22 protein-coding genes and 1 riboswitch are annotated in these 22,704 nt (G+C 53.9%); of the genes, 19 read left to right on the top strand and 3 right to left on the bottom strand.

From position 1 onward, the window contains the following. Nucleotides 1-137: 137 nt before the first annotated feature. Nucleotides 138-1,517: an APC family permease gene (locus GON22_RS04195; protein ID WP_160394854.1), complete on the top strand. Its 1,380-nt coding sequence runs from the start codon at nucleotides 138-140 to the stop codon at nucleotides 1,515-1,517. A 93-nt stretch (nucleotides 1,518-1,610) separates the two neighbouring features. On the opposite strand, the gene GON22_RS04190 is transcribed toward GON22_RS04195, so the two are convergent. Beyond that, on the bottom strand, nucleotides 1,611-2,264 hold the full coding sequence (locus GON22_RS04190; RefSeq protein ID WP_160394853.1) for a DsbA family oxidoreductase: 654 nt from the start codon (nucleotides 2,262-2,264) through the stop codon (nucleotides 1,611-1,613). A 223-nt stretch (nucleotides 2,265-2,487) separates the two neighbouring features. Then, on the bottom strand, nucleotides 2,488-2,751 hold the full coding sequence (locus tag GON22_RS04185; protein ID WP_160394852.1) for a hypothetical protein: 264 nt from the start codon (nucleotides 2,749-2,751) through the stop codon (nucleotides 2,488-2,490). Nucleotides 2,752-2,929: 178 nt separating this feature from the next. Here GON22_RS04185 and GON22_RS04180 point away from each other — a divergent pair, with 178 nt between their 5' ends. The 5 genes from GON22_RS04180 (at nucleotide 2,930) to GON22_RS04160 (ending at nucleotide 8,257) form a co-directional block, all read left to right on the top strand. Continuing rightward, entirely contained in the window at nucleotides 2,930-3,796 is an 867-nt protein-coding gene (locus GON22_RS04180; protein WP_160394851.1) for a DUF72 domain-containing protein, read from the top strand. A 78-nt stretch (nucleotides 3,797-3,874) separates the two neighbouring features. Beyond that, nucleotides 3,875-4,705, top strand: a complete 831-nt coding sequence (locus GON22_RS04175; protein ID WP_160394850.1) for an aldo/keto reductase — start codon at nucleotides 3,875-3,877, stop codon at nucleotides 4,703-4,705. A gap of 143 nt (nucleotides 4,706-4,848) precedes the next feature. Beyond that, nucleotides 4,849-5,277: an RrF2 family transcriptional regulator gene (locus GON22_RS04170; RefSeq protein WP_006040100.1), complete on the top strand. Its 429-nt coding sequence runs from the start codon at nucleotides 4,849-4,851 to the stop codon at nucleotides 5,275-5,277. 66 nt (nucleotides 5,278-5,343) lie between these two features. Continuing rightward, complete coding sequence (gene trxA / locus GON22_RS04165; protein WP_160394849.1) at nucleotides 5,344-5,655, top strand: thioredoxin; 312 nt, start codon at nucleotides 5,344-5,346, stop codon at nucleotides 5,653-5,655. Nucleotides 5,656-5,845: 190 nt separating this feature from the next. Further along, entirely contained in the window at nucleotides 5,846-8,257 is a 2,412-nt protein-coding gene (locus GON22_RS04160; protein ID WP_160394848.1) for an S-layer homology domain-containing protein, read from the top strand. A 103-nt stretch (nucleotides 8,258-8,360) separates the two neighbouring features. Here the strand turns inward: GON22_RS04160 and GON22_RS25665 are convergent, their stop codons facing one another. Further along, entirely contained in the window at nucleotides 8,361-8,504 is a 144-nt protein-coding gene (locus tag GON22_RS25665; RefSeq protein ID WP_202113071.1) for a hypothetical protein, read from the bottom strand. A gap of 81 nt (nucleotides 8,505-8,585) precedes the next feature. Here GON22_RS25665 and GON22_RS04155 point away from each other — a divergent pair, with 81 nt between their 5' ends. The 13 genes from GON22_RS04155 (at nucleotide 8,586) to GON22_RS04095 (ending at nucleotide 22,654) form a co-directional block, all read left to right on the top strand. Continuing rightward, nucleotides 8,586-9,557, top strand: a complete 972-nt coding sequence (locus tag GON22_RS04155; protein WP_160394847.1) for a DUF6612 family protein — start codon at nucleotides 8,586-8,588, stop codon at nucleotides 9,555-9,557. Nucleotides 9,558-9,634: 77 nt separating this feature from the next. After that, nucleotides 9,635-10,735: a redox-regulated ATPase YchF gene (ychF, locus tag GON22_RS04150; protein ID WP_160394846.1), complete on the top strand. Its 1,101-nt coding sequence runs from the start codon at nucleotides 9,635-9,637 to the stop codon at nucleotides 10,733-10,735. Nucleotides 10,736-10,962: 227 nt separating this feature from the next. After that, nucleotides 10,963-12,708, top strand: a complete 1,746-nt coding sequence (locus GON22_RS04145; protein WP_160394845.1) for a methyl-accepting chemotaxis protein — start codon at nucleotides 10,963-10,965, stop codon at nucleotides 12,706-12,708. A gap of 135 nt (nucleotides 12,709-12,843) precedes the next feature. Further along, nucleotides 12,844-13,920 (top strand): peptide chain release factor 1, encoded by a 1,077-nt coding sequence (prfA, locus tag GON22_RS04140; RefSeq protein WP_160394844.1) that lies wholly within the window; start codon nucleotides 12,844-12,846, stop codon nucleotides 13,918-13,920. 64 nt (nucleotides 13,921-13,984) lie between these two features. Further along, nucleotides 13,985-15,046 (top strand): peptide chain release factor N(5)-glutamine methyltransferase, encoded by a 1,062-nt coding sequence (gene prmC, locus GON22_RS04135; protein WP_442954351.1) that lies wholly within the window; start codon nucleotides 13,985-13,987, stop codon nucleotides 15,044-15,046. A gap of 370 nt (nucleotides 15,047-15,416) precedes the next feature. Next, on the top strand, nucleotides 15,417-16,298 hold the full coding sequence (spoIIR, locus tag GON22_RS04130; RefSeq protein WP_160394843.1) for a stage II sporulation protein R: 882 nt from the start codon (nucleotides 15,417-15,419) through the stop codon (nucleotides 16,296-16,298). Between the two features lie 129 nt (nucleotides 16,299-16,427). After that, complete coding sequence (locus GON22_RS04125; RefSeq protein ID WP_160394842.1) at nucleotides 16,428-17,495, top strand: L-threonylcarbamoyladenylate synthase; 1,068 nt, start codon at nucleotides 16,428-16,430, stop codon at nucleotides 17,493-17,495. 75 nt (nucleotides 17,496-17,570) lie between these two features. Beyond that, complete coding sequence (locus GON22_RS04120; RefSeq protein ID WP_160394841.1) at nucleotides 17,571-18,131, top strand: manganese efflux pump MntP; 561 nt, start codon at nucleotides 17,571-17,573, stop codon at nucleotides 18,129-18,131. 22 nt (nucleotides 18,132-18,153) lie between these two features. Continuing rightward, nucleotides 18,154-18,744: an arsenate reductase/protein-tyrosine-phosphatase family protein gene (locus GON22_RS04115; RefSeq protein WP_160394840.1), complete on the top strand. Its 591-nt coding sequence runs from the start codon at nucleotides 18,154-18,156 to the stop codon at nucleotides 18,742-18,744. Between the two features lie 71 nt (nucleotides 18,745-18,815). Next, nucleotides 18,816-18,895, top strand: a riboswitch (ZMP/ZTP riboswitch). 124 nt (nucleotides 18,896-19,019) lie between these two features. Next, nucleotides 19,020-19,478, top strand: a complete 459-nt coding sequence (rpiB, locus tag GON22_RS04110) for a ribose 5-phosphate isomerase B (RefSeq protein ID WP_160394839.1) — start codon at nucleotides 19,020-19,022, stop codon at nucleotides 19,476-19,478. A 22-nt stretch (nucleotides 19,479-19,500) separates the two neighbouring features. Then, the gene (locus GON22_RS04105; protein WP_160394838.1) at nucleotides 19,501-20,106 is read left to right on the top strand and encodes a TIGR01440 family protein; all 606 of its coding nucleotides are present in this window, start codon (nucleotides 19,501-19,503) and stop codon (nucleotides 20,104-20,106) included. Between the two features lie 101 nt (nucleotides 20,107-20,207). Further along, nucleotides 20,208-21,455: a serine hydroxymethyltransferase gene (glyA, locus tag GON22_RS04100; RefSeq protein ID WP_160394837.1), complete on the top strand. Its 1,248-nt coding sequence runs from the start codon at nucleotides 20,208-20,210 to the stop codon at nucleotides 21,453-21,455. Nucleotides 21,456-21,589: 134 nt separating this feature from the next. Next, on the top strand, nucleotides 21,590-22,654 hold the full coding sequence (locus GON22_RS04095; RefSeq protein WP_160394836.1) for a hypothetical protein: 1,065 nt from the start codon (nucleotides 21,590-21,592) through the stop codon (nucleotides 22,652-22,654). Nucleotides 22,655-22,704: the final 50 nt, after the last annotated feature.

Genomic DNA, 22,704 nt, shown 5'->3' with positions numbered 1-22,704 from the left:
CATCTCGTACTTTATGTTATATAACCTAACATATATATTGACTTTTGTGTAGCACAAAGGTTTATATTGGGGTTAAATTTAGTTCGGAAGTCTGAAGTGGCATGTAACATAACGTCAACATAGAGGGGGAAGTGAATATGCAGGGTTCGGGAGAGATGAAGGGAACGAAAAAGCTGTCGCTGCTGCAATTGGTTTTTCTGGGCATGGCGTGGACGATGCCGCTTATCGTGTTCGCGAATTATGGGATCGCAAGCGAGGCAGCGCACGGGTACTTGCCGACAGCTTACGCGATTGCCCTGCTGGCGATGTCGTTTACCGCGTATAGCTACGGCCGGATGGCAAAGCAATTGCCGAATGCGGGCTCGGCTTACGGTTATGCCGCTAAAACCTTCCGTCCAGAGGCTGGCTTTATGGTGGGTTGGGCGTTGCTGCTGGATTACTTATTTAATCCGATCGTATGCTGTATTTTATTTAGCTTATATCTGGATGCGATCTTCCCGGCGGTGCCGTTCTTCTTATGGGTTGCAGTGTTCGTAGCCCTCGTCTGTGCCATTAATTATTTTGGGATCCAGCTATCGGCCGCAGTTAGCAAATACTCCGTCCTCATTCAACTTGGCATTATCGGCATATTCTGCGTGAGCAGCGTATATCATATTGTCTCTGGCGTGAACGCTGCTGGAACGGGCGGCTTCACGATGCAGCCGTTCTTAGGTGACGGGCTAACGCTTCCCTCACTTCTAGCGGGCGCTTCACTGCTCTGTTTCTCGTTTCTCGGGTTTGATACGGTTAGCATTATGTCGGAAGAAGCGGATAAGCCCAAACGGAACATTCCGCGCGCTATGCTCATCATTATCGTCGTGTGCGGCATAGTGGATGTAACGGTTACTTACTTAGGGCAACTTGTGCTGCCGGGGTATAACTATGAGGACCCGGATACAGCGTCCCTGGCATTGGCCTTGCTTGTCGGCGGCGGGCTGTTGAAGGCTATATTCGTTGGCTCGATGATTGGGGCGATGTTTACAGGGGCGGTTTCTAGCGTCGCGAGCGTTTCGCGCCTGCTGTACATCATGGGGCGCGATGGCGTGCTGCCGCGCCGCATTTTCGGCTACTTGCATCCGAAGCATCAAACGCCGGTCCGCAATGTGGCGCTCGTCGGGGCAATCTGCTTGCTGGCTGCGGTATTGCCACTGGGCGCAGCGATCTCGTTTGTTAATTTTGGTGCATTGCTGGCATTCGGATGCGTGAACTTATGCGTTATAAAATATGAGTTTGTAAACTTGCGGCGACGCGGCTGGCGTGCTTGGGTGATGAGCGGCATTTTGCCGGGAGCTGGGTTCGTTGCAATCGGATGGCTGTTTAGCAATTTGAGCAGCCGAGCGGTGTACTTGGGGCTAGGCTGGCTAGTGGTCGGCCTTGGCATAATGCTGCTGCAAAAATATCGCAAAGCGTCGCGGGTTAGCGCCGAAAGTGGCCGGGCCATTCCTGGCGAAGGGGCGGCAAGGCAAGTTGGCGCATGAGTGAATATAGAAGCAACGCCCCTGGGCAGCAACCGCGATAACGGTGCCGCCCAGGGGCGTTGTATTTGGCGAGATGGACCTCACAGGCGAATGTTAGGCCTCGCCTGACGGGGAATCGACGGCGAGGCGGTTAAGCAGCGCAGCGAAATCCTCCTTCGGATAAGCGCCGGACAAGGCGTACTTGCCATCGAAGACGAAGAATGGCACGCCCGTCACGCCGATGCGCTGTGCGCGCTGCAGATCGGCAGCAACAGCGTCTTCGCCGTCGCCGAGCAATAATTTTGACGCTAACTCATCTGTATCCTCTAGGCCGACAGAGTCCGCAATTCGCATAAGATGATCGATGCTTCCAATATCGATGCCTTCTTCGAAGTATGCTTTGAACAGGGCATTAACCGTCGCGGACTGATGCTCCTTCGGGGTAAAGGCGAGCATGCGATGCGCTAGCCGCGTACTAGGATAGATGGAGATTCGGTCGAAGTGCATGGAAAGGCCAACGGCTGCCGCGGCTTGAGTCACTTGAGCGGTTGCGCGTTCTGATGGAGCGGTCCCGCCCATTTTTCGGCTGATCCAGTCTTGGAATGGGGAGCCTTGTTCAGGCACATTCGGATCCAACAGAAAGGCGCGATATGTAAGGGTTGGCTGAATGCCGTGTTCGGCAGTCCAGTCGGCTAATGCATCGAATAGATTTTTTTTGCCAATTCGGCACCATGGACATACGTAATCGCTGTAAATCTCGATGTGCATGCAAGTCAGTCTCCTTGTCTGTGCGAGTAGTCCGAAAGTCGGGCGACAGTTATATGCTTTGTGTGCTTAGTATCCCACAATAAGTGCCATACGACAAATAACGGGCATGAGAAAAAGAGCGGCGCCGATCTGGCTGGCGACGCTCGAAGAGGCGGGGGGAGCTTGTAAGGCTAGATGCCAAGGTTTGTGGCAAGTAGGTGTATACCGCCCTGTTAGGGCGCGGCTACACTTCCGATTGGAACGATTGCACCAGACGCCTCGCCCGGTCTTCATCCCGCTTAAGCACAAGCAGCCGCCGGAGGTTGGCATCGCCGGCCAGCTTGGTTTTCACGCCCTGTGACTTCAGGTAAGCGTACAAGCGGTCGACGTGATCGACCCGAGCGCCTCCCTCAGTCAGAATGACGGTCCAGCGCGAACCTGAGGAAGCAATTGTAGCGACGATCCCGGCTACAAAGAGAATGATGAGCGCGCTCCACAGCCATACCATCGGACATGCACCACCTTTTTTGACAGGAATGGATGACGTTCTGGTTCATTGTATTCGCCACCCCCTTGTTCACATGCCATGAAAATGCGTCAAAATAAGCGTATTTGCAAACTTGTATCCTGTTAATGGTTTCCTGTAAAGTCAAAGGGGACGATAGGCGCTCAAGGAGCTGACGGATATGATTCGAATTGGATTAGCGGGCTGGGGAGACCAGGACAAGCTATATGGCACGCCGGAGGCTGCCCGCCAGAAGCTGGTGACTTATGGGAAACTATTCTCCGTAGTGGAGGTCGATAGCTCCTACTATGCTGTGCAGCCGGTGCGAAACATGGAGAAGTGGACAAGTGAGACGCCGGAGGGGTTCGCTTTCGTAGTTAAAGCATACCAAGGAATGACGGGCCATACGCGAGGGCGGATTCCTTATCCGAATGAAGGGGCAATGTTTCGCGCGTTTCGTGAATCGCTTGTGCCGATGCAGGAGAAGGGCAAGCTCGCTGGCGCCCTGTTTCAGTATCCGCCTTGGTTTGATTGCACGCGTGAGCATGTTCGGATCCTTCGTGAGGCCAGGGCGCGAATGGGCGAGATCCCGTGCATTCTAGAGTTTCGCCACCGGAGCTGGTTCGAGGCGGATATGGGGGAACGAACGCTTGATTATATGAGGCGTGATGGCTGGAAGCACAGCGTCTGTGATGAGCCGCAGGTGGGGGACGGATGCGTGCCAATCGTAGAGGCAGTAACGGATGAAAGCCTGGTGCTAGTGCGGTTTCACGGACGGCATGCAGCAGGATGGCAATCGTCTGGCCAGCCAAACTGGCGGGATGTGCGCTATTTGTATCGATATAGCGAGGAAGAGCTGGAGGAATGGGCACAGCGGCTGAGGAGGCTAGAACAGCAGGCGCGAGAGGTGCTCGTTATCTTCAATAACAATTCAGGCGGCGATGCTGCGGACAACGCGAGGCAGCTTATGGCGATGTTAGGGCAGCCTGTTCCGCCGTTGCCGGAGCTGCCTCCGCCTGCGGGAGAGCAGCTAAGTTTATTCGATTGATTTTAGGCGATTAAATATGGGTAAATATTGGAGGGAATTGGTTTGCTATAGAATGGCTATTAAAAGGAGACGATTGCGATGGGCGTAGCGAAGCATGTTGCAGATACAGTTGAACTGGCGAACGGCGTAAAGATGCCGTGGTTAGGCCTTGGCGTATGGCAAGCAGCGGATGGGGCAGAGGTCGAAACCGCTGTCCGGGCAGCAATTGAAGCGGGATATCGCAGTATCGACACGGCTGCTGCGTACCAGAACGAAGAAGGCGTCGGGCGGGCGATCCGCGAAAGCGGCGTTAAGCGGGATGAGTTGTTCATTACGACGAAGGTTTGGAATGCGGACCAGGGCTATGAATCAACGCTGCGAGCGTTTGAGCTGAGCTGCCAGAAGCTAGGGCTAGACGTTATTGACCTCTATCTCGTGCATTGGCCCGTCACCGGCAAATATAAAGAAACGTACCGTGCGCTGGAGAAGCTGTACCAGGATGGCAGCGTCCGTGCGATTGGCGTAAGCAACTTCTTGGCGCCACATCTTCACGACTTGTTAGGTGAATGCGAAGTAAAGCCGATGGTCAACCAACTGGAGTTTCATCCCCTGTTGACGCAGCCTTCCCTTCAGTCGCTGTGCGGTGAGCATAGCATTCGGGTGGAAGCGTGGAGCCCGCTTATGCAGGGCAAATTGGACCTGCCGCTGTTGCAGGAGTTGGCGGACAAATACGGCAAATCGCCAGCCCAGATCGTGTTGCGGTGGGATTTGCAGCGTGGCGTCATTACGATTCCAAAGTCGGTTAAGCCTGCGCGCATTGCAGCGAATGCGGATTTGTTCGACTTTAGCTTGTCGGATGCGGAAGTGGCGGCAATTGATGCATTAGATGAAGGCCGCCGGTTTGGGCCGGACCCGATGACGTTCGCATAAGCTCCTTCCGTACGGTTTGAGTTTTGGCAACATGTACATGGGATAAGGGGTTGTGCGAAACAGCAAAATAAGGGAAGCAGCCTGCTTGACACGTTGAACTGTAACTGATATTATTACAGTACAAAGCGGGGTGGCAACCGGCAATGAATAGTGAATTTACGATAGCCGTACACAGTTTGGTTTACCTGGCCTACGTGCCGGAACGAATGGCTTCAAGTGAAGCGCTCGCCGACAATGTCGGCACACATCCAGCTCGCATCCGCAAGGTGATGAGCGTACTGCGCAAGTCAGGGTACGTCGCTACGCGGGAAGGCGCAGGCGGCGGTTACCGGCTTACAGCAGAGCCCAATGAAGTTTCGCTTGGCGATATTTATCGCGTGATGGCGCAAGGTTCATTGATGCCAAGCTGGTGCTCGGGCGACCCAGAGATGGATTGTGTGGTCGGCTCGAACATGAAGCAAGTGATGTTCGGCATTTTCTGCACGGCGGAGAAGCGGCTTGAGACACACTTTAATGCCATTACGATCCGGGATGTGCTTGGGCAAATTCATGATTGTGTAGACTGTGAGTAAACAATCAGCAGCGGTATGAAGGGGTTCACCCATCCCATACAATCCAGTGGAGAGGAATGATCCGACATGGCAGTAGCATTGACTAAGGAAAATTTCACGCAAAGCATTGAGAGCGGCGTATCGCTCGTAGACTTCTGGGCACCTTGGTGCGGCCCTTGCAAAATGCAGCTTCCAATCGTTGAGGAGCTGGCAAGCGAGCTGGAAGGCCAAGCAACGATTGCAAAAATTAACGTTGACGAGCAGCCAGAGCTCGCATCCCAATTCGGCGTAATGAGCATCCCTACGTTGATCCTGTTCAAAGATGGCCAACCAATCGACAAGCTCGTTGGCCTGCAAAGCAAAGACGCCCTGAAAACGAAAATCCAAAACAACCTGTAAGGTTGAATCGGATTAAAGTGAAAATGGCGGTGCAGAAGATTGCTTCTGCATCGCCATTTTTGTGTTGTGCAAAAGATGAAGAAAAATTACCCTCCGCAAGAAACCTTTTGAACGAAGGCTGCGTTTAATTATGCAGAAGGGTTGGGCATCACCAACAGTACGCTATTCCAAACGTTCGGGAGGGTCATTCATGTCCTTGAAAAAAAACAAGAAACCACGCGTCTCCAGCGCTTCGCGCAAACTAATCGCACTTGCAACTATGGTAGCGCTTACGGCATCGTTGCCGGCTGCGGCTTTCGCTGATAAAAGCGTTAATTCGAGTGTGGCGAGCGGATCGCCAAGCACACCTGCAACGACAACTAGCACTAGTGGCTCCGCAACTGCTGATCCAGCCCAGCCGGCAAGCAGCGAGGGTGTTGAAGTGGCTGAAGCAGCCATTACGAAAGCGAAAGCGGTTGAGTTGGCACGCAAGTATTTGGCGATTCCAGACGGCTACACGCTGCAAAGCTCGCGCCTATCGACAGACCTGCAAGAAAACGGGCTTTATATCGTATGGAACTTGTCTTTCGTCAATAAAATTAACGGCAAGGTGAAAGGGTCCATTAATGCGGGGCTTGATGGCACGACAGGAGAGCTGCTTTCTTACTATTCGAGCATAGACAATCCGAATGCGAAGCCATCCTATCCGCCGAAAGTGAATCGTGAGAAGGCGTCCGAGGTGGCATTAGCGTTCCTCAACAACGTCGCGCCAGGCTATGTGAAACAAGTCGAATTGGATGCCTATGTTGGCGTAGGCGCGAAGCCGCCGCTATCCGGCCAGGTTATCCATTCGCTCCGTTATGACCGTATCGTAAACGGCGTGCCATACGTCCAAAACTACATTGATTTCGAAATTGATGGCGAGGGCCATATTGTAAGCTACCAACTCAACTGGGAGCGGGTTGTGTCGTTCGAGAAGGCTAAGGCGGGGTTCACGCTCGATGAGGCAATTGCCAAAATCTCTGCGTCTGCCAAGCCGGCATTATCGTATATCGTCCCTTATCAGAGCAAGACGCGCAAGCCAGTATTGGTATACAACATGCCGCCGCTTGCGATCTCTGCAGTAACGGGCAATCCAATCGATTCACAGCAAGTGAAGCAGACGGAAACGCAGCTCAGCGCGAAACCGAGCGGAACGAAGCCCGTCGCAGGCAAAGAAGCGCTGACGAAGGAGCAAGCTTCTGCCAAAGTAGAAGCAGCGTTCGGTTTGCCCGATAATGCAAAGTTGAGCAGCGCGGATTTCAGTGAGTACGCGAATGATAACGGTAAAGCGCGTGCAAGCTGGCAGCTTTCCTATACGATCGATGCGGATAAAAAAGAGGGGCGGTCAATCTGGGCTGAGGTAGATGCCTGGACAGGCGAAGTTCGCAGTTACTCTGCTTATAACGCGTCTTCGCGCACTGGTTTAGGCGTTACTTATGATCAGGCTAAGGCTACGGCACTCAAAGTGCTGCAAAACCGAGTGCCTTGGCTTGCTGACCAATATTATTTGGTCGAAGGGGATACGTCACGTTATGAAGGCAAGAAGCCTGAAGAAATTGGCGAGTACTACTTTGGCGCAGTGCGCAAAGTGCATGGGGCTGTTGCGGAAGGCGACTCGCTTCAAGTATCCGTTAATGCATTCGATGGCACTGTGACTAGCTACTGGTCGTATTCCGAAGGCTACGAATATCCGGCGCAGGCGCCAACTGTTATCGGGGATAGCAAGGCGATTACAGCATGGATGGATTTCTACCGCGTTGAGCTGACGTATCAATCGAATTACTCTTATTATTGGAACGGCGATCCGATCCCTGTAGAAAAATATAAGACGCTTATTGCTGCTGGTGAAGCGAAGCCTTCTGAGCTTGAAGCCAAGGGAGAAGCGAAGCTCGTTTATCGCCTTGTCCCGCGTTATGTTCTGGACCAATCGGTCACGCTAGATGCACAGACTGGGAAATGGATTAATACGGAAGACGGAACTGCCGCATCGCTGGAGCGGCCGCTGGCGACCGATATTGATGGGCACTGGGCCCAGCGGGAGCTTGACCTGATGGTTGCATACAAGGCGCTAGACCTGAAGGATGGCAAAGTAAATCCGAATGCGGTCATTACGCGCGGCGAAATGATCAAGATGCTCGTGCTGGCAATGAATCAAGGTTCGCAGCCGCCGATGTATGCAGCAGATGAGAAAGCAACCGCGTCCTTTGGGGATGTAACGTCGAATTCGCAATACTTCGCTTATGTTGAGGCGGCGCTGGGCCAGCAGCTTATCGATATCGGGGACGGCACATTTGATCCTGATGGCAAAGTCGACCGTGAAGAGATGGCAGAGCTGATCGTCCGCGCATTAGGTTTTAACGCGTTGGCGGAACATAATGGCCTGTTCAAGGTCACATTCAAGGATGCGGCGAAGACGAAGCAACAAGGCCAAGCGGCTATTGCGGTAGGATTAGGCATTATGTCGTTGCAAAATGGCTATTTCTTGCCTGAACGGCAAGTAACTCGCGCAGAAGCGGCTGCGGCGTTCTTCCGCTTCCTGCAAGCGCGCGCTGATCTTCAAGAGGCGCCGCTCCGCAATTAGATTTGCTGCAAGTTGATCATTCCAAAGCCCGCCAAGCCGATGCAGTCGGCTTGGTGGGCTTTATTTTGCCCACGAATGGGTAAGTAAGCTGTGGGAGGCAGGGTTAGTCGGACTTTTTCTTCTTGCCACTATAGTTCGTGACGGATTTTGCATCTTCAATCGTATCGTTGACGAAAGCCATGTCTTGATTTTTTGCTTTCATTTGGGCAGTGCCTTTGTAATTGCCTTTATGCGATTGGTTTTCCATTTGGCTACACCTCCTCAAGACGTAGTATCCCCTGCCGAGGGCGGGACATTCTAGAGGTACGGCATACAGAAGCGGGGAGTGATGAGATTGGATACAACGAGCAAACATCGGAATCGTCCTATTCATAACAGCGTGCGAATGCTGCTGGCGGCGCTATTGCTAATTGTTGGAGCCATCGTGCTTGCAGCTTGTTCTTCAGGGGAACCGGCGCAGCAGGAGAAACGGGCAGTGCCTTCAGCAAGCAAGGCGGCGGATGGAAGTGCAGTTAGTTCGGATGCTTCGGCGATTCGGGAGGAGCTTAAGCAATCCGCGGAGGCGGCTGCTAAGCCAACTGGCTGGTCGATTGCACTCAAGATGGACCAGGAGCTAGAGGAAAACGGCCAGCATTCTGCGATGGGGATGACGTCGGATGGGCCGGTTCGGCGGGAGCCGTTGCAGATGAAGCAGGCAATTGCCTCGGAATACGGGGGCAAGAAATCCGAGCTTGAAACGTTTCTAACCGCAGATGGTTATTACATGCATGACCTGGCGAGCGACGATTGGACGAGGATGGCCAAATCGGTCATTCCGCAAGTGAAAGAGACGTTATCGGACTATCAGATTAAGCCGTCTGTGCCTCTTGAGCGGCTGGCTAGTGTGGCTGATAAGCTGCAACGCAGTATGGATTCAGGCAACCAAATCCTTTATGTGTATACAGGGGATGGATCGGATGAGGGAGCGCGTGCGATCATTGATGATATTTTGCGCGGGACATTCGGTGGGAGTGCGATGACGCAAGAAGTGGAAGACAGCATTGCGGTCGAACAGTTTGAATACAAACAGGCAATTGACTCGCAGACAAAGTTGCCAACTAAGGCAAGCCTGAAGCTTGGCCTGACAATTGAACTGCAAGCGGGACATCGCTCCTCGTTGAGCGAGACGTTGGAGGTTTTGTACAGCAAATGGAATGACAGCTCTGCAATAATCGTGCCAGAGGCTGCTAAGAATGCGCAAGAGGTTACGCCGCCGACGCCAGAGCAACTGGAAGAGGTGGATAAGCTGCTAGGACAATAGGCGATATGCTTTCCATGTGGGCGAGGTTCGGGTATAATGACGATTATTGATAAGACAGTTAGGAGTTGTTATGCGTCATGGCGCTTTCTTGTGGAATAGTCGGACTGCCGAACGTCGGCAAATCGACGCTGTTTAACGCAATTACGCAAGCCGGTGCGGAATCGGCAAACTATCCGTTCTGCACGATCGACCCGAACGTTGGCGTTGTTGAGGTGCCGGACGAGCGGTTGGTTAAGCTGACGGAGCTGGTTGTACCAAACAAAACCGTACCGACTGCGTTTGAATTCGTAGATATTGCCGGCCTCGTAGCTGGCGCAAGCAAGGGTGAGGGCCTTGGCAACAAGTTCCTCGCTCATATTCGTGAAGTGGATGCGATCGTACATGTCGTTCGCTGCTTCGTGGATGAGAACATTACGCACGTAGCGGGTAAAGTCGACCCATTGGGCGACATTCAGACGATTAACCTCGAGCTGATCTTGTCCGATATCGATTCCGTTGACCGCCGTATTGACCGCTCCCGTAAGAACATGAAGGGCGGAGACAAGAAGTATGCGCAGGAAATCGAAGTGTTAGAGCGGTTGAAAGAAGCGCTGTACAACGACCAGCCTGCCCGCAGCGTAGAGCTTAGCGACGATGAGCGCCAGCTTATCCGTGACCTGCATTTGCTGACGATCAAGCCTGTATTGTATGCAGCTAACGTAAGCGAAGCAGAAGTGGCGAATGCCGATGAGAACCCGTACGTGAATATCGTGCGTGAATTTGCTGCAGCAGAAGGCGCGGCAGTTGTGCCGATCAGTGCGAAGGTTGAATCCGAAATTGCAGAGCTCGAAGGCGAAGACAAGGCGATGTTCCTTGAAGAGCTGGGCTTGCAGGAGTCGGGCTTGAACCGTCTCATTAATGCAGCGTACAAGCTGCTTGGCTTGTATACGTACTTCACGGCAGGCGTGCAAGAGGTTCGTGCTTGGACGATTCGCAAAGGCATGAAAGCGCCGCAAGCGGCGGGCGTTATCCATACCGATTTCGAACGCGGCTTTATCCGTGCCGAAGTCGTGTCGTATGACGATTTGGTTGCAGCGGGCACGATGAACGCAGCCAAGGAGAAAGGGCAGCTTCGCCTGGAAGGCAAAGAGTACGTGGTGCAAGATGGCGATGTTATGCATTTCCGCTTTAACGTATAGGCGATTCGGCTTAACGTTAGGCAATAGTTAGGTTGATTCTGTGAAGATGAAGACGCTTCTGGCAGTGTTGCTGCCGGAGCGTCTTTTTTTGATAAGAAAAAAAGCTTATGCCCTAATAGATAGCGCCTTGGCGGCCGTTAACATAAGAAAAGGGTCATTCGCGTTTGAAGAAGTATTGTGTAACGGAATTCATTCATGGGACCGCACGAACAGAGAGGATGGACATCATGAGATTGTGGCGAAACATGAGCCTGGTATGGAAGAGCTCGTTGGTTGTATCGGTATTGATTATTGTTGTCGTAAGCGTGATGACGGCGGAGAGCAGCATGAGATGGCGGAATGATTACATCTTGGACATGAAAGAAAAGGGCAGGCTGCTGAGCACGCAACTTGCCGCTGAGAGTACAGAGTTGCAGCAGGCAGTTGTTCGTTTGCATAAAGGCGAGCACAATGGCAAAGACCCTGCATCCGTCGCGATGCAGCGCCGCCTTGTTGCAATGGCTGGCCTTGCCAATGTTGAGCATGCGTATTTGCTTCTTCCAGAGGTGGAGAAGGATGCACAAGGAAGCAAGATGACCTACTTGCTTAGCGATAATTTTACCGAGACGGATGGCAAGCCGGGGGATGTTTACCGATTGACTGAGCATTTTGAACAGGCTATTCAGCAGGCCAATCAGGATGGGGAAGCCCTGTCGGACGCATATACGGATAAGACCGGCACTTACCGAACGTATTTAACGCCGATCGTCAATTCGGATGGAAACCGGATTGCTTGGTTCGGTATCGATTATACAGAGAAACAGATGCAGCAGGAGTTGAATGATAGCCTGCGCAGCGAGCTTCTTATTGCAGTGGGTACGGAAGCGGTCGGCATTTTGGTTATCGTATTATTCTTGCTGCGGATGCTTGCACCAATGAAGAAGCTGGCGAAGCTGTCTGAGCAAGCGGCAGGCGGCGATTTGACAGTATCGGCCCAAGTGCTGTCCCGGAATGAGATCGGCCGGTTGTCTGGTTCGTTCAACGATATGATCGCAAGCCTTAACCAATTAACGAAGCATGTGCAGGCTTTATCGAGCGATGTCAACGTTAACGCAAATTCCGTGAATGCGAATGCAGGAGAATCGTCGGAACAGACGCGGCTAGTGGCTGAGGCGGTTCGGGAGGTTGCGGCTGGGTCGTCCCAGCAGTTGCAAAGCTCACAGGAAAGCCAACGTGCCATGACGGAGATGGCAATTGGCATTCAACGGATTGCAGAATCGTCCTCCGTCGTTTCAGACCTGGCAGTGGAAACATCGCATAAGGCGAATGATGGCGGCCAACTGATCGAAGGCACGGTCACTCAGATGAGGGAGATCGAATCGGACTTGCTGGAATCGAATGCCGCGATGAATGAGCTTCAAGAGGAAACCGGGCGTATTCGTGAGGCAATGGAGCTGATTAGCGAGGTAGCGGCGCAGACGCATTTGCTCGCGCTTAATGCTTCGATTGAGGCAGCCCGCGCAGGCGAGCAAGGGCGCGGATTTGCAGTAGTGGCGCAGGAAATTCGGAAGCTTGCCGAGCGGACGGGCGAATCGTCCCAGCAGGTCAGTGACATGCTAGGAAGTATCATCCTGCGCACGAATGCGACGGCGCATGCGATTAACCGTTCATTAGAGGAAGCGAGGCATGGCTCGGAAGTAGCGACGGAGGCAGGCCAATCGTTCCGGTCCATCGCGGCAGGCATTCGTACGCTAGCGGACCAAATCCAAGAGGTTTCGGCTTCGACGGAGCAAATGTCTGCGGGCAGTGAGCAAATCGCCGCTTCGCTGGATGAGCTGGAGCGCATTGCTGAGCGATCCTCGGATCATGCGTCTTCGGCAGCGTATGCTGCAGAACGCCAGCTATCGTTAATGCAGGAGGTTGAAGCAGCTTCGCATTCGATGAAGGCGTCGGCCCAGGAGCTGCTAGCGGCTGTTGGGACGTTTAAAGTATAAGGAAAAATGTAAATTGGGCACGAATCCGGTCGTTTCCATAGGCAAACTAGTTTATGCAGCGGCACTCCTGTGTTATAATTACCGGATGAATACAAGGTTGAGGCTTTTGCCGAACCTTATAGGGGTGAAGATACGGTGTTAGACCGTTTATCAGTATTAGCCGACCGTTATGAGAAATTGAGCGAGCTTTTGTGTGATCCAGACGTTGCCGGCGATCCGAAGCGACTGCGTGAATATTCGAAGGAACAATCTAGCTTGCAGGAAGCTTACGAAGCTTTTACGGAGTATAAGCAAGTAAGTGAACAACTGGCTGATGCTAAGCTGATGCTTGGCGAGAAGCTGGACGACGAGATGCGCGAGATGGTTAAGATGGAGATCAGTGAGCTGGACGAACGCAAAACGACGCTCGACGAGCGTATTCGCATTTTGCTGCTGCCGAAGGATCCGAACGATGATAAGAACGTTATTGTCGAGATTCGCGGCGCAGCGGGCGGCGATGAGGCTGCTTTGTTCGCTTACGACCTGTATCGGATGTACAACAAATATGCGGATAGCCAAGGCTGGCGCGTCGAGCTGATGGATATGAACGAGAGCGATCTCGGCGGCTTCAAGGAAGTCGTGTTCATGATCATCGGCAAGGGTGCGTACAGCAAGCTGAAGTTCGAGAGCGGCGCCCACCGCGTACAGCGGATTCCAGCGACGGAATCAGGCGGCCGGATTCACACTTCTACTTCTACGGTTGCAGTAATGCCGGAGATTGAAGAAGTGGATATCGAGATTCACGACAAAGATATTCGCGTCGATACGTTCTGCTCCAGCGGTGCTGGCGGCCAGTCCGTTAATACGACCAAATCGGCTGTTCGCGTGCTGCACGTGCCGACAGGCATTATGGCGACTTGCCAGGATGGCAAATCGCAGAATGAGAACAAAGCGAAGGCATTGCAAGTGCTTCGTGCCCGGATCTACGAGATTCATCGTCAAGAAGAGGAAGCGAAGTATGCGGGCGAGCGGAAGAGTAAAGTCGGTACGGGCGACCGCAGTGAGCGGATCCGGACTTACAATTATCCGCAGAGCCGGGTGACGGATCACCGGATCGGCTTGACGCTTCACCGCCTCGATGCCATCATGAACGGCGATATCGAGGAGATCGTGCAAACGCTGACGATTACGGAGCAAGCGGAGCTGTTGGAGCAGGAAAACTCGAACGCGTAAGTTGCGTTTTTGGGATTTAGGTGGCGAGTGTGCCGCAGTTTAATAAAAGGAGTGTCATGCGAAGATGACGAACATGGAGACGGGAACGAATGAGTCCGTCGCCTATCGGCCCGGCATGACCATCGGAGAAGCCTGCTTGCAGGCTTCTTCTTTGCTTGCTGGGCATGGAATTGGCGAGCCGCGTTCGAATGCGGAGCTGCTGATCGGCCACGTGCTTGGCCTTGGCAAGGCGGAGCTGCTGCGCGATTGGCGCGAGCCGATGCCGGAGGCGAAGTTCGCGCCATGGGCGGAGCTGGTGGCGCGCAAGGCTGAGGGGGAGCCGGTTCAGTATTTAATCGGCGAGCAATGGTTCTACGGGCGGCCGTTTGCGGTAGAGCCGGCCGTGCTTATTCCGCGTCCCGAGACGGAGCTGCTCGTCGAGGCAGTACTGGCTGAGGCGGACGCATTGTGGCCGCGCGAGGCGGGGGGGGCGGCTTCGGCTGCGGCGGGGCAGCCGGCGGGTGGACCGGAAGCGAGCGATAGGGAGCTGGCGGTGCTGGATGTTGGCACGGGGAGCGGCGCGATCGCGGTCACGCTTGCTGCGGAGCGAAGCGATTGGCGCGTATATGCGTCTGACTTGTCGCCGGACGCGCTGCACGTCGCGCGGGGCAATGCGTCTCGGCATGCCGGCGAGGGGCGGGTAACATTTGTTGAAGGTGATTTGCTGAGCCCGTTCCTTGCTAACTCCGAAGGTGATTTGGATAATGCCTCCACTAACGGTAAGGGGCATCTGGCACCGGGTATGGCTGGATTGCGAATCGATGTCCTCGTCTCGAATCCGCCATACATTCCAGCGGGGGACTTGGCTGCCCTGCAGACAGAGGTTCGCGACTACGAACCAAGGCTAGCATTAGATGGCGGAATGGACGGGCTAGACCCTTATCGCCGCATGGCCAAGCAATTGCTGCAACTTGTGGAACTGCCCCGCATCGTTGCATTCGAGCTAGGTATGGGGCAGGCGGAAGACGTGGCTGATCTGCTGCGAGCAATTGGCTACTGGGACCATATTCGGATCGTTACCGACTATGGCGGCATCGACAGGCATGTTGTTGCTGTAAGGAAAGGAAGCCCCGCCTCGGTTTTATAAAAGTAATGGTAAAAAAATAGCTGTGTAGAAGAACCTTTCTGCACAGCTATTTGCATGGGATCGGCGCTTTGCGCTAATAGGGCATAAAAACCTGCCCTATTGGCGGGAAAGCGGGTGAAGGAGAGGAATAGGGGAGAAAAACGAAAAACCTGCCCTACTAGCGCGAAGCGCCGGCACTTCTTTGCGTGTACCCTGCACGGGTTGTACGTGCAACACGCATCCGCCGATCTCTCCTCTATTGGCGGTACAATCTTTCTGCATTTTATTCCACTTGCTAGGTTTATAGATTCAAAGCCCCGGACATAATAGGGATAGATTCGTTCCGGAACGCAAGCTAGCGCCGACGGGTGCCTGAGAGGGGCTTGTGTCTATGATCCGCCATCATTCCTATTATTCGGTTAGTTCTTCTGATGTTGCTGCTTCTGATCTTAATTCTTCTGATGTTAACGTTCCTGCTAAAGTTGTTTCCAGTGAAAGTGAAAAGCCGCGGCGCAGCCGTTTTGCATATCGTCCGATGTATGGCTATCTTGTTATTGCATTATTCGTGTTAGTGATGAGCTGGGAGCAAGTGCGAACGGATGCGGCAGCTGTTGAAGGAGCGATTCCGGAGCAGTCGATCCGCTTGCGCATTCTCGCTAACTCGGACAATCCGGTTGACCAAGCGGTGAAACGCCATGTGCGTGATGCTGTTGTGAAAGCGATGAATGGCTGGGTCGCTGGCCCGTCCACGATTGAAGCTGCACGCCAGACGATTCGCTTGCACATGGGGGAGATTGAGGCAATCGTTGCCCATGAGCTCGAGATTCGCGGCTTCGATTATGGATTCAAAGCTGAGCTGGCTGTCGTTCCATTCCCTACCAAAATGTATGGAAGCCGCGTTTACCCTGCTGGCGATTACGAGGCGCTTCGCATCACGCTTGGCGATGGTGCCGGACAAAATTGGTGGTGCGTGCTCTTCCCGCCATTATGTTTTGTAGACGCTGCATCGGGTGAGGCTGAGCCTGTGGCGGCCGCAGCGCCGGCTGATCAAGCAGAGAACAAGCAAGATGCCTCGGCTAAGGTGTCTAAATCGAAAACGAAAGCCAATGGCAACGAGCAGGCACTAGTGAAGCAGGCCGAAGCAGGCAAGGCAGGGAAAACGGAGCATGCTCAAAAGGAACAAACAGCGTCGGCCGAAACGCCGAAAGCCAAGTTTTTTATCGTTGAGATTTTTGAAGCTATTATTGGATTTTTCCGGTCCTTATTCGCTTAATTATTCCCCATCCCAATATTCCCGCAATTACAGCCGGCATGCGCAAGCAGCCGGCTTTGATGTGTTATACTAGAGAAGATTAAGCATGGTGCTCATAAAATGTAAAATGACAAGGAATGGATCGCTTCTATGACTATAAAGACGCAATTCTGGCAGGTGAAGGGGGATTCAAAGGCGCAAGGAGAGGCGGATCAAGCCGCAATTGCGGCTGCCGCGAAGCTTCTGCGTGCAGGCGGAACAATCGCTTTTCCGACAGAGACCGTATACGGATTAGGTGCGGATGCACGGCAGACAGCTGCAGTAGAGAGCGTGTTTGCCGCCAAAGGCCGCCCATCCGACAACCCGTTGATCGTCCATATCGCCAAGGAGGAGCAGCTGCAAACGCTGGTGCAACCGTACGGCGATACGGAAAAGGCGCTTATGCGCCGCTTCTGGCCAGGACCGTTAACGCTCGTCCTCCCTGCGCTCGAAGGGGCGGTGTCGCCACGCGTAACCGCAGGGCTGAACACTGTGGCGGTGCGAATGCCGGATCACGAGGTTGCCTTGCGGTTGATCACTGAGTCCGGTTGCCCTGTTGCTGCACCTAGCGCTAATCGCTCTGGACGGCCCAGCCCGACATTAGCTGAGCATGTACGTGAAGATTTAGATGGGCTCATCGATGGAATCGTGGACGGCGGCCCGACTGGGGTTGGGCTGGAATCGACCGTCGTTCTTGTGGAAGCGCAAGGCGTCGTTCGCATCTTGCGGCCGGGTGGTATTACGCCAGCGCAGCTTCGTGAAGTGGCGCCAACCGTGCTGCTGGACGAATCGTTGGAAGCGGCTGCCGCGCCGCGGTCCCCTGGCATGAAATATACGCATTACGCGCCGCGCGGCAGCATGCTGCTGGTTCACGGCGAGCCGGACAACGTCCGCGCTTATATTGCAGAAGCGGTGCGGGCAGCTAAGGAGCAAGGCGAAATAACCGGCGTGCTCACTTATGATGAGCATGCGGCGAGTTATGATGCCGACGTTGTCATTTCCTGCGGCAGCTTGATGAAGCTTGAGACAGCGGCACAAGGGTTGTACGTCGCCTTGCGGGAATTCGACGCCCGCGATGTCCAGCGAATATGGGCAGAGGCTTGCTCCAGCGAGGGCATTGGCTTGGCGCTCATGAACCGCCTGGAGAAAGCAGCGGGCCACCAAATCATTCACGTTTAGCTTTGCCGAAACATGTTTCATCGCTCGTCCGCATAAAGTGGTACAACTATGGGGCCACGCGGGGGAGATGGATGAATGCTGGGTTCGAGTATGGGTGCCGGAGAATGGTTAACACTGCTTATTATGGCTATTGCGCTTGGGATGGATGCTTTTTCGCTGGGCGTTGGAATAGGAATGAAGGGCATAGGGCTGAAACGGATTTTGCTGCTTAGTGCGATTATTGCGTTGTTCCACGTGCTCATGCCCTTGCTCGGCATGACAGCTGGGCAGTATGTAAGCGAGCTGCTGGGCAACGTTGCTTCGCGTGCCGCGGGCATTCTGTTGCTGCTGCTTGGCGGGCATATGGTGTATAACTCGTTCCGAGGCGGCGATAGCCCTGGCGTGAACCATCAGACGGGCTGGGGAATGCTGTTGTTCGCCTTCAGCGTAAGCGTCGATTCCTTCTCAGTCGGCGTTTCGCTGGGCATGTTTGCGGCTGATGTGTTATACACGGTGATGCTATTCGGATTTTTTGGCGGCCTGATGTCTGTGCTAGGACTGTTGTTGGGACGCCGCGCGAGCCGCAGCCTTGGGGAATATGGTGAGGCGTGCGGCGGCATTATTTTGCTGACGTTTGGGCTACTATTTGTGTTCTAACTGAAAGGGGATTGGCATCTAAGTGAAACGAATATTGTTCGTTTGTACTGGCAATACGTGCCGGTCACCGATGGCAGAAGCCATCATGCGCGATCGGGCGGCAAGCCGCTCCATCAGCCTCGAGATCCGTTCAGCGGGCGTTTCGACCGTGGACGGGCTGCCGATTTCAGCCCATGCAGCGGAGACGCTAAAGCGCAAGCGTGTGGCGCATGAGGGCGTGAGCCGAGCGCTCGGCAAGCCGTCTGTGGAGTGGGCGGATCTTATTTTGACGATGACCTCTGCACATAAGCGGAGTTTAATAGCGCGTTTCCCAGAGGCGCTTGAGAAAACGCATACGCTGATGGAATACACGGCGCTTAATGCCAATACAGCCGCTGATCTCGAAGAGCTGGAGCGTTTATACACGGAATGGCAAATGAAGCAGGCGCTGGGGCAGCAGATGGCGGCAGCAGAGCGCACTCGCATGCTGGAGCTGGAGAAGCGAATCCCGAACTTCGATGTTGCGGATCCGTTCGGCGGGCCGTTGCCGGTGTATGAGAGCTGTGCGGCGGAGATCGAGGCGGCGGTGGACAAGCTTCTGGACAAACTGGGCGAGGCTGGGGATGGACGTTAATTTGGGCGGCGACCCATTCGTTTTAGGATTGATTTTGCCGATAGGTTGGAGTAAAATGAAATCAAATTATCGGTTTCCGATGTAACTGGCGACGAAGTGGGATACCACGGTGGAGCATCGGAATATACGGCCGGTCGCCTGGGCAAAGAGCATCGTGCGTGAGCGCGTTATGCTCTTTTTGCTTTTTTTCGGGTGTACGGGCTATCGTGTAACTCGGACAAATTAGGTATACTAAGGCTATCGCAATCGCGCAATCCTAAGGAGGATCAACGTTCATGAAGATTTCGATTGGGGCCGACCATGGCGGCTACCGTCTGAAAGAAGTTTTAGTTCCGATCATCCAATCGCTTGGCCATGAAGTGCAAGATGTTGGGTGCAGCTGTGACCAGTCCGTCGATTACCCGGATTATGCGCTTCCTGTATGCGAAGCGGTAGTGAAGGGCGAAGCGGATCGCGGCATTCTGATTTGCGGCACGGGCATTGGCATGTCAATTGCAGCGAATAAAGTGCAAGGGATTCGTTGTGCGCTCGTACAGGACACGTTCTCAGCTAAAGCGACGCGTGACCACAATGATACGAACGTGCTCGCATTGGGCGAACGCGTACTGGGCTTTGGCATCGCGGAAGAGATTGTACGCATCTGGCTGGAAACGCCATTCTCCAATGGCGAACGCCATGTTGGGCGCATCAATAAAGTGATGAATATTGAAAAGCAGGTTTCGAATCACGTCTAGACCCGAATCGGAGGTAATGGCGATGAGTGCGGCGGCATTTGGCCAGGAACAGGCCACGGCAGTTGAGCAATCTGTTATAACGGCGCTGCGCGAGCTGGCTGCCGCGGGCAACCTGAAACGCGGCCAATTAGTCGTGATTGGCTGCAGCACGAGCGAGGTGCTCGGCCAGCGAATCGGGACATCCGGCACGACGTTAGCAGCAGAAGCTATTTTCGCAGGCGTTGAATCGATTCGGGCTGAAATTGGCTTTTATCCGTTATTTCAATGCTGTGAGCATCTGAATCGGGCGCTTGTTGTTGAGCGTGAAGCAGCTGATCGCTATGGGCTAGAAGAAGTGGCAGCAGTGCCTGTGCCGAAGGCGGGCGGCTCTATGGCCGCATACGCGTATCGGGCGCTCCCAGATGCTGTGCTCGTTGAAGGCGTTCGCGCGCATGCCGGCATCGATATCGGCGATACGTTTATCGGGATGCATCTGCGGGCAGTAGCTGTACCCGTTCGTCCATCCGTACGCACCATTGGGGCGGCGCATGTGACGATGGCATTCGCAAGGCCGAAGCTGATTGGCGGCGCTAGAGCGGTTTATGAACTGGAGCAGCCAGCCGGGCAAAATAGCGGCACCTGTAAGTAACGGGAGTTTCGAGAGTAATAGAATAGATTCGCCAGAGATCCAGCAAGAGCTTTTTTTGAGCTTAACCATATAAGCATGGCCATTAGAGGAGGATATTGAGAATGGAAAACCTACGTAAACAAGACCCAGCAGTTGTAGAAGCACTCGGACTTGAATTGAAACGCCAACGCGACAACATCGAGCTGATCGCATCCGAGAATATCGTTAGTGAAGCTGTTATCGAAGCAATGGGCACAGTGCTGACGAATAAATATGCGGAAGGCTACCCAGGCAAACGCTACTATGGCGGCTGTGAGCATGTCGATATCGTCGAAAATATCGCACGCGACCGCGCAAAAGAGCTGTTCGGCGCTGAGCACGCGAACGTGCAGCCTCACTCCGGCGCACAAGCAAACATGGCTGTATACTTGGCATGCCTCAACCCTGGCGACACGGTTCTGGGCATGAACCTGGCGCATGGCGGCCACTTGACGCACGGCAGCCCAGTTAACGCATCGGGCCTTCTTTACAACTTCGTTCCTTATGGCGTACAAGAGGACTCTTCCACGATCGATTATGAAGAAGTTCGCAAGCTGGCGTTCAAGCACCGTCCACGCCTGATCGTAGCCGGCGCAAGCGCATATCCGCGCATTATCGATTTCGAGAAGCTTGGCCAAATCGCACAAGACGTAGGCGCGCTGTTCATGGTTGACATGGCTCACATCGCGGGCCTTGTTGCTGCTGGCCTGCATCCGAGCCCAGTGCCGCATGCACACTTTGTAACGACGACGACGCACAAAACGCTTCGCGGACCGCGCGGCGGCATGATCCTTTGCCGCAAGCCTTGGGCTGCAGCAATCGATAAAGCGGTATTCCCAGGTTCCCAAGGCGGACCGCTCATGCACGTTATCGCGGCAAAAGCTGTTGCTTTGGGCGAGGCGCTTGAGCCTTCGTTCAAAGAGTATGGCCAAAACGTTGTCGACAATGCACGCGTGCTTGCTGATGCGCTTGTTGGGCACGGCCTGAACCTCGTTTCCGGTGGTACGGACAACCATCTCATGCTGATCGACCTCCGCAACCTGAACATCACAGGCAAAGAAGCAGAGCATGTACTTGATTCCGTTCAAATTACGTGTAACAAAAACGCGATTCCATTCGACCCTACCAGCCCGTTCGTAACGAGCGGCATTCGGATCGGTACGCCAGCGGCTACGGCACGCGGCATGAACACGGACGCAATGAAAGTCATTGCAGAAGTAATCGCAATGACGCTGAAGAATCCGAAGGACGAAGCTGTTCTGGCGGAAGCTCGCGGCAAAGTTCAAGCGCTGACTGCGCAATTCCCGCTCTACCCGGGCATGGCTTATTAATCAACTGCGCACCTCGCGCGGTTAACCTCGAGCCCCCTCTCCTTATTGGAGCTGGGGGCTTTTTGTGCCCTTCGGCAGGGTTGGCTATGTTATACTGTTGTCAATCATGGGAATGTTTGGGGAGGTATCTCGGCATGGAGGCACTTTTGTTCGTTGTTGGTATCATCGTAATCGCGATCGTATTTGGCAATCTATCCAATCGAAATAAGCAACATGGAGGCCGTGGAAGAGGGTTAGGCAGAGCATTTCCACAAGAACCGCCTCCTGTTGCGTTAGGGCTGCCGTTCGGGCATCCTGCCCGCAGTGCGGCCGAACGATTGGAAGCAGCATTGGAAGAGGGCTTCGAATCGCGGGTGCATGATCGGGTGCTTCAGGCGAGCCCTAAGATGACGGACGCGGAATGGCAGTGGACATGGTTTGAGCTTAAACGGTTTTTCTTGTTATGCGCATTGCTTCGCAACGTGCCGATGTACAGCGCAAAGGCCGATGATGTATGGCATCAAATGCTCATGTTTACGCGGGAATACGAAACGTTTTGCCAACGGTTCTGCGGCGTTTATATTCATCATGCGCCGCATGGCCCGGGAGATAATAAGCCGGATGCCGGAAGCCGGGCTTGGTTTGATTGGGCGTACTCAGAGCTTTTCGGGATGTCGCCGGCCAGCGGGAAGTTATGGGGCTCGTTCTATCGGCATCCTTTAAAGGCAAGCCAGTTAGAGCAATTGGAGTTCAGTGACGGGCAATCGCTCCGGGAGTCGTTATTCCGGCGTGATACAGCAGCACTTCACAGTGATTTGGATGCAACAATTACGCATTTAATCGAAGCGGCTAAGCGGCAGGTGACTGGCGCGCGCAAGCGGCAAGCGTCTTCGTCCCGCAGGGCGGGCAGAAATGATGATTTCGATATGGTTAGCATGGCAGGCGGAGGGATGCTGCTGTACTATTCGATTTTGGAGCCTAATTATGTATCGCAACGAATGGATGAATCGCTTACGGATGAGCAGAAGCGCCATGCCTCAGGGAACAGCTCGACGAATCAATGCTCGACAGGCAGTGATTCGGGCGGCGGCTCGCATCATCATAACCACCATCATGGAGATGGCGATTCTTCTTCCCATGGCGGCGGGGACAGCTCATGCAGCAGCGGCTCGTCTTGCGGTTCCTCTTGTGGATCTTCCTGCGGCGGAGGCGGCGATTAGCTAGCGTATTGGACCACCCAAAATCGCGTGGCATAAGGGGATACGGCGAC

The organism is Paenibacillus sp. MMS18-CY102 (assembly GCF_009789195.1).
Lineage (GTDB): Bacteria > Bacillota > Bacilli > Paenibacillales > Paenibacillaceae > Paenibacillus_T.
Note: the sequence above shows the minus strand (reverse complement) of the source record. Positions and strands in the feature narration are given on the sequence as shown.

Bases quoted from the DNA above. Each gene is read 5' to 3' on its own strand.
- GON22_RS04195 (WP_160394854.1), top strand. From the start codon at position 138: ATGCAGGGTTCGGGAGAGATGAAGGGAACGAAAAAGCTGTCGCTGCTG.
- GON22_RS04190 (WP_160394853.1), bottom strand. From the start codon at position 2,264: ATGCACATCGAGATTTACAGCGATTACGTATGTCCATGGTGCCGAATT.
- GON22_RS04185 (WP_160394852.1), bottom strand. From the start codon at position 2,751: ATGGTATGGCTGTGGAGCGCGCTCATCATTCTCTTTGTAGCCGGGATC.
- GON22_RS04180 (WP_160394851.1), top strand. From the start codon at position 2,930: ATGATTCGAATTGGATTAGCGGGCTGGGGAGACCAGGACAAGCTATAT.
- GON22_RS04175 (WP_160394850.1), top strand. From the start codon at position 3,875: ATGGGCGTAGCGAAGCATGTTGCAGATACAGTTGAACTGGCGAACGGC.
- GON22_RS04170 (WP_006040100.1), top strand. From the start codon at position 4,849: ATGAATAGTGAATTTACGATAGCCGTACACAGTTTGGTTTACCTGGCC.
- trxA (WP_160394849.1), top strand. From the start codon at position 5,344: ATGGCAGTAGCATTGACTAAGGAAAATTTCACGCAAAGCATTGAGAGC.
- GON22_RS04160 (WP_160394848.1), top strand. From the start codon at position 5,846: ATGTCCTTGAAAAAAAACAAGAAACCACGCGTCTCCAGCGCTTCGCGC.
- GON22_RS25665 (WP_202113071.1), bottom strand. From the start codon at position 8,504: ATGGAAAACCAATCGCATAAAGGCAATTACAAAGGCACTGCCCAAATG.
- GON22_RS04155 (WP_160394847.1), top strand. From the start codon at position 8,586: ATGAGATTGGATACAACGAGCAAACATCGGAATCGTCCTATTCATAAC.
- ychF (WP_160394846.1), top strand. From the start codon at position 9,635: ATGGCGCTTTCTTGTGGAATAGTCGGACTGCCGAACGTCGGCAAATCG.
- GON22_RS04145 (WP_160394845.1), top strand. From the start codon at position 10,963: ATGAGATTGTGGCGAAACATGAGCCTGGTATGGAAGAGCTCGTTGGTT.
- prmC (WP_442954351.1), top strand. From the start codon at position 13,985: ATGACGAACATGGAGACGGGAACGAATGAGTCCGTCGCCTATCGGCCC.
- spoIIR (WP_160394843.1), top strand. From the start codon at position 15,417: ATGATCCGCCATCATTCCTATTATTCGGTTAGTTCTTCTGATGTTGCT.
- GON22_RS04125 (WP_160394842.1), top strand. From the start codon at position 16,428: ATGACTATAAAGACGCAATTCTGGCAGGTGAAGGGGGATTCAAAGGCG.
- GON22_RS04120 (WP_160394841.1), top strand. From the start codon at position 17,571: ATGCTGGGTTCGAGTATGGGTGCCGGAGAATGGTTAACACTGCTTATT.
- rpiB (WP_160394839.1), top strand. From the start codon at position 19,020: ATGAAGATTTCGATTGGGGCCGACCATGGCGGCTACCGTCTGAAAGAA.
- GON22_RS04105 (WP_160394838.1), top strand. From the start codon at position 19,501: ATGAGTGCGGCGGCATTTGGCCAGGAACAGGCCACGGCAGTTGAGCAA.
- glyA (WP_160394837.1), top strand. From the start codon at position 20,208: ATGGAAAACCTACGTAAACAAGACCCAGCAGTTGTAGAAGCACTCGGA.
- GON22_RS04095 (WP_160394836.1), top strand. From the start codon at position 21,590: ATGGAGGCACTTTTGTTCGTTGTTGGTATCATCGTAATCGCGATCGTA.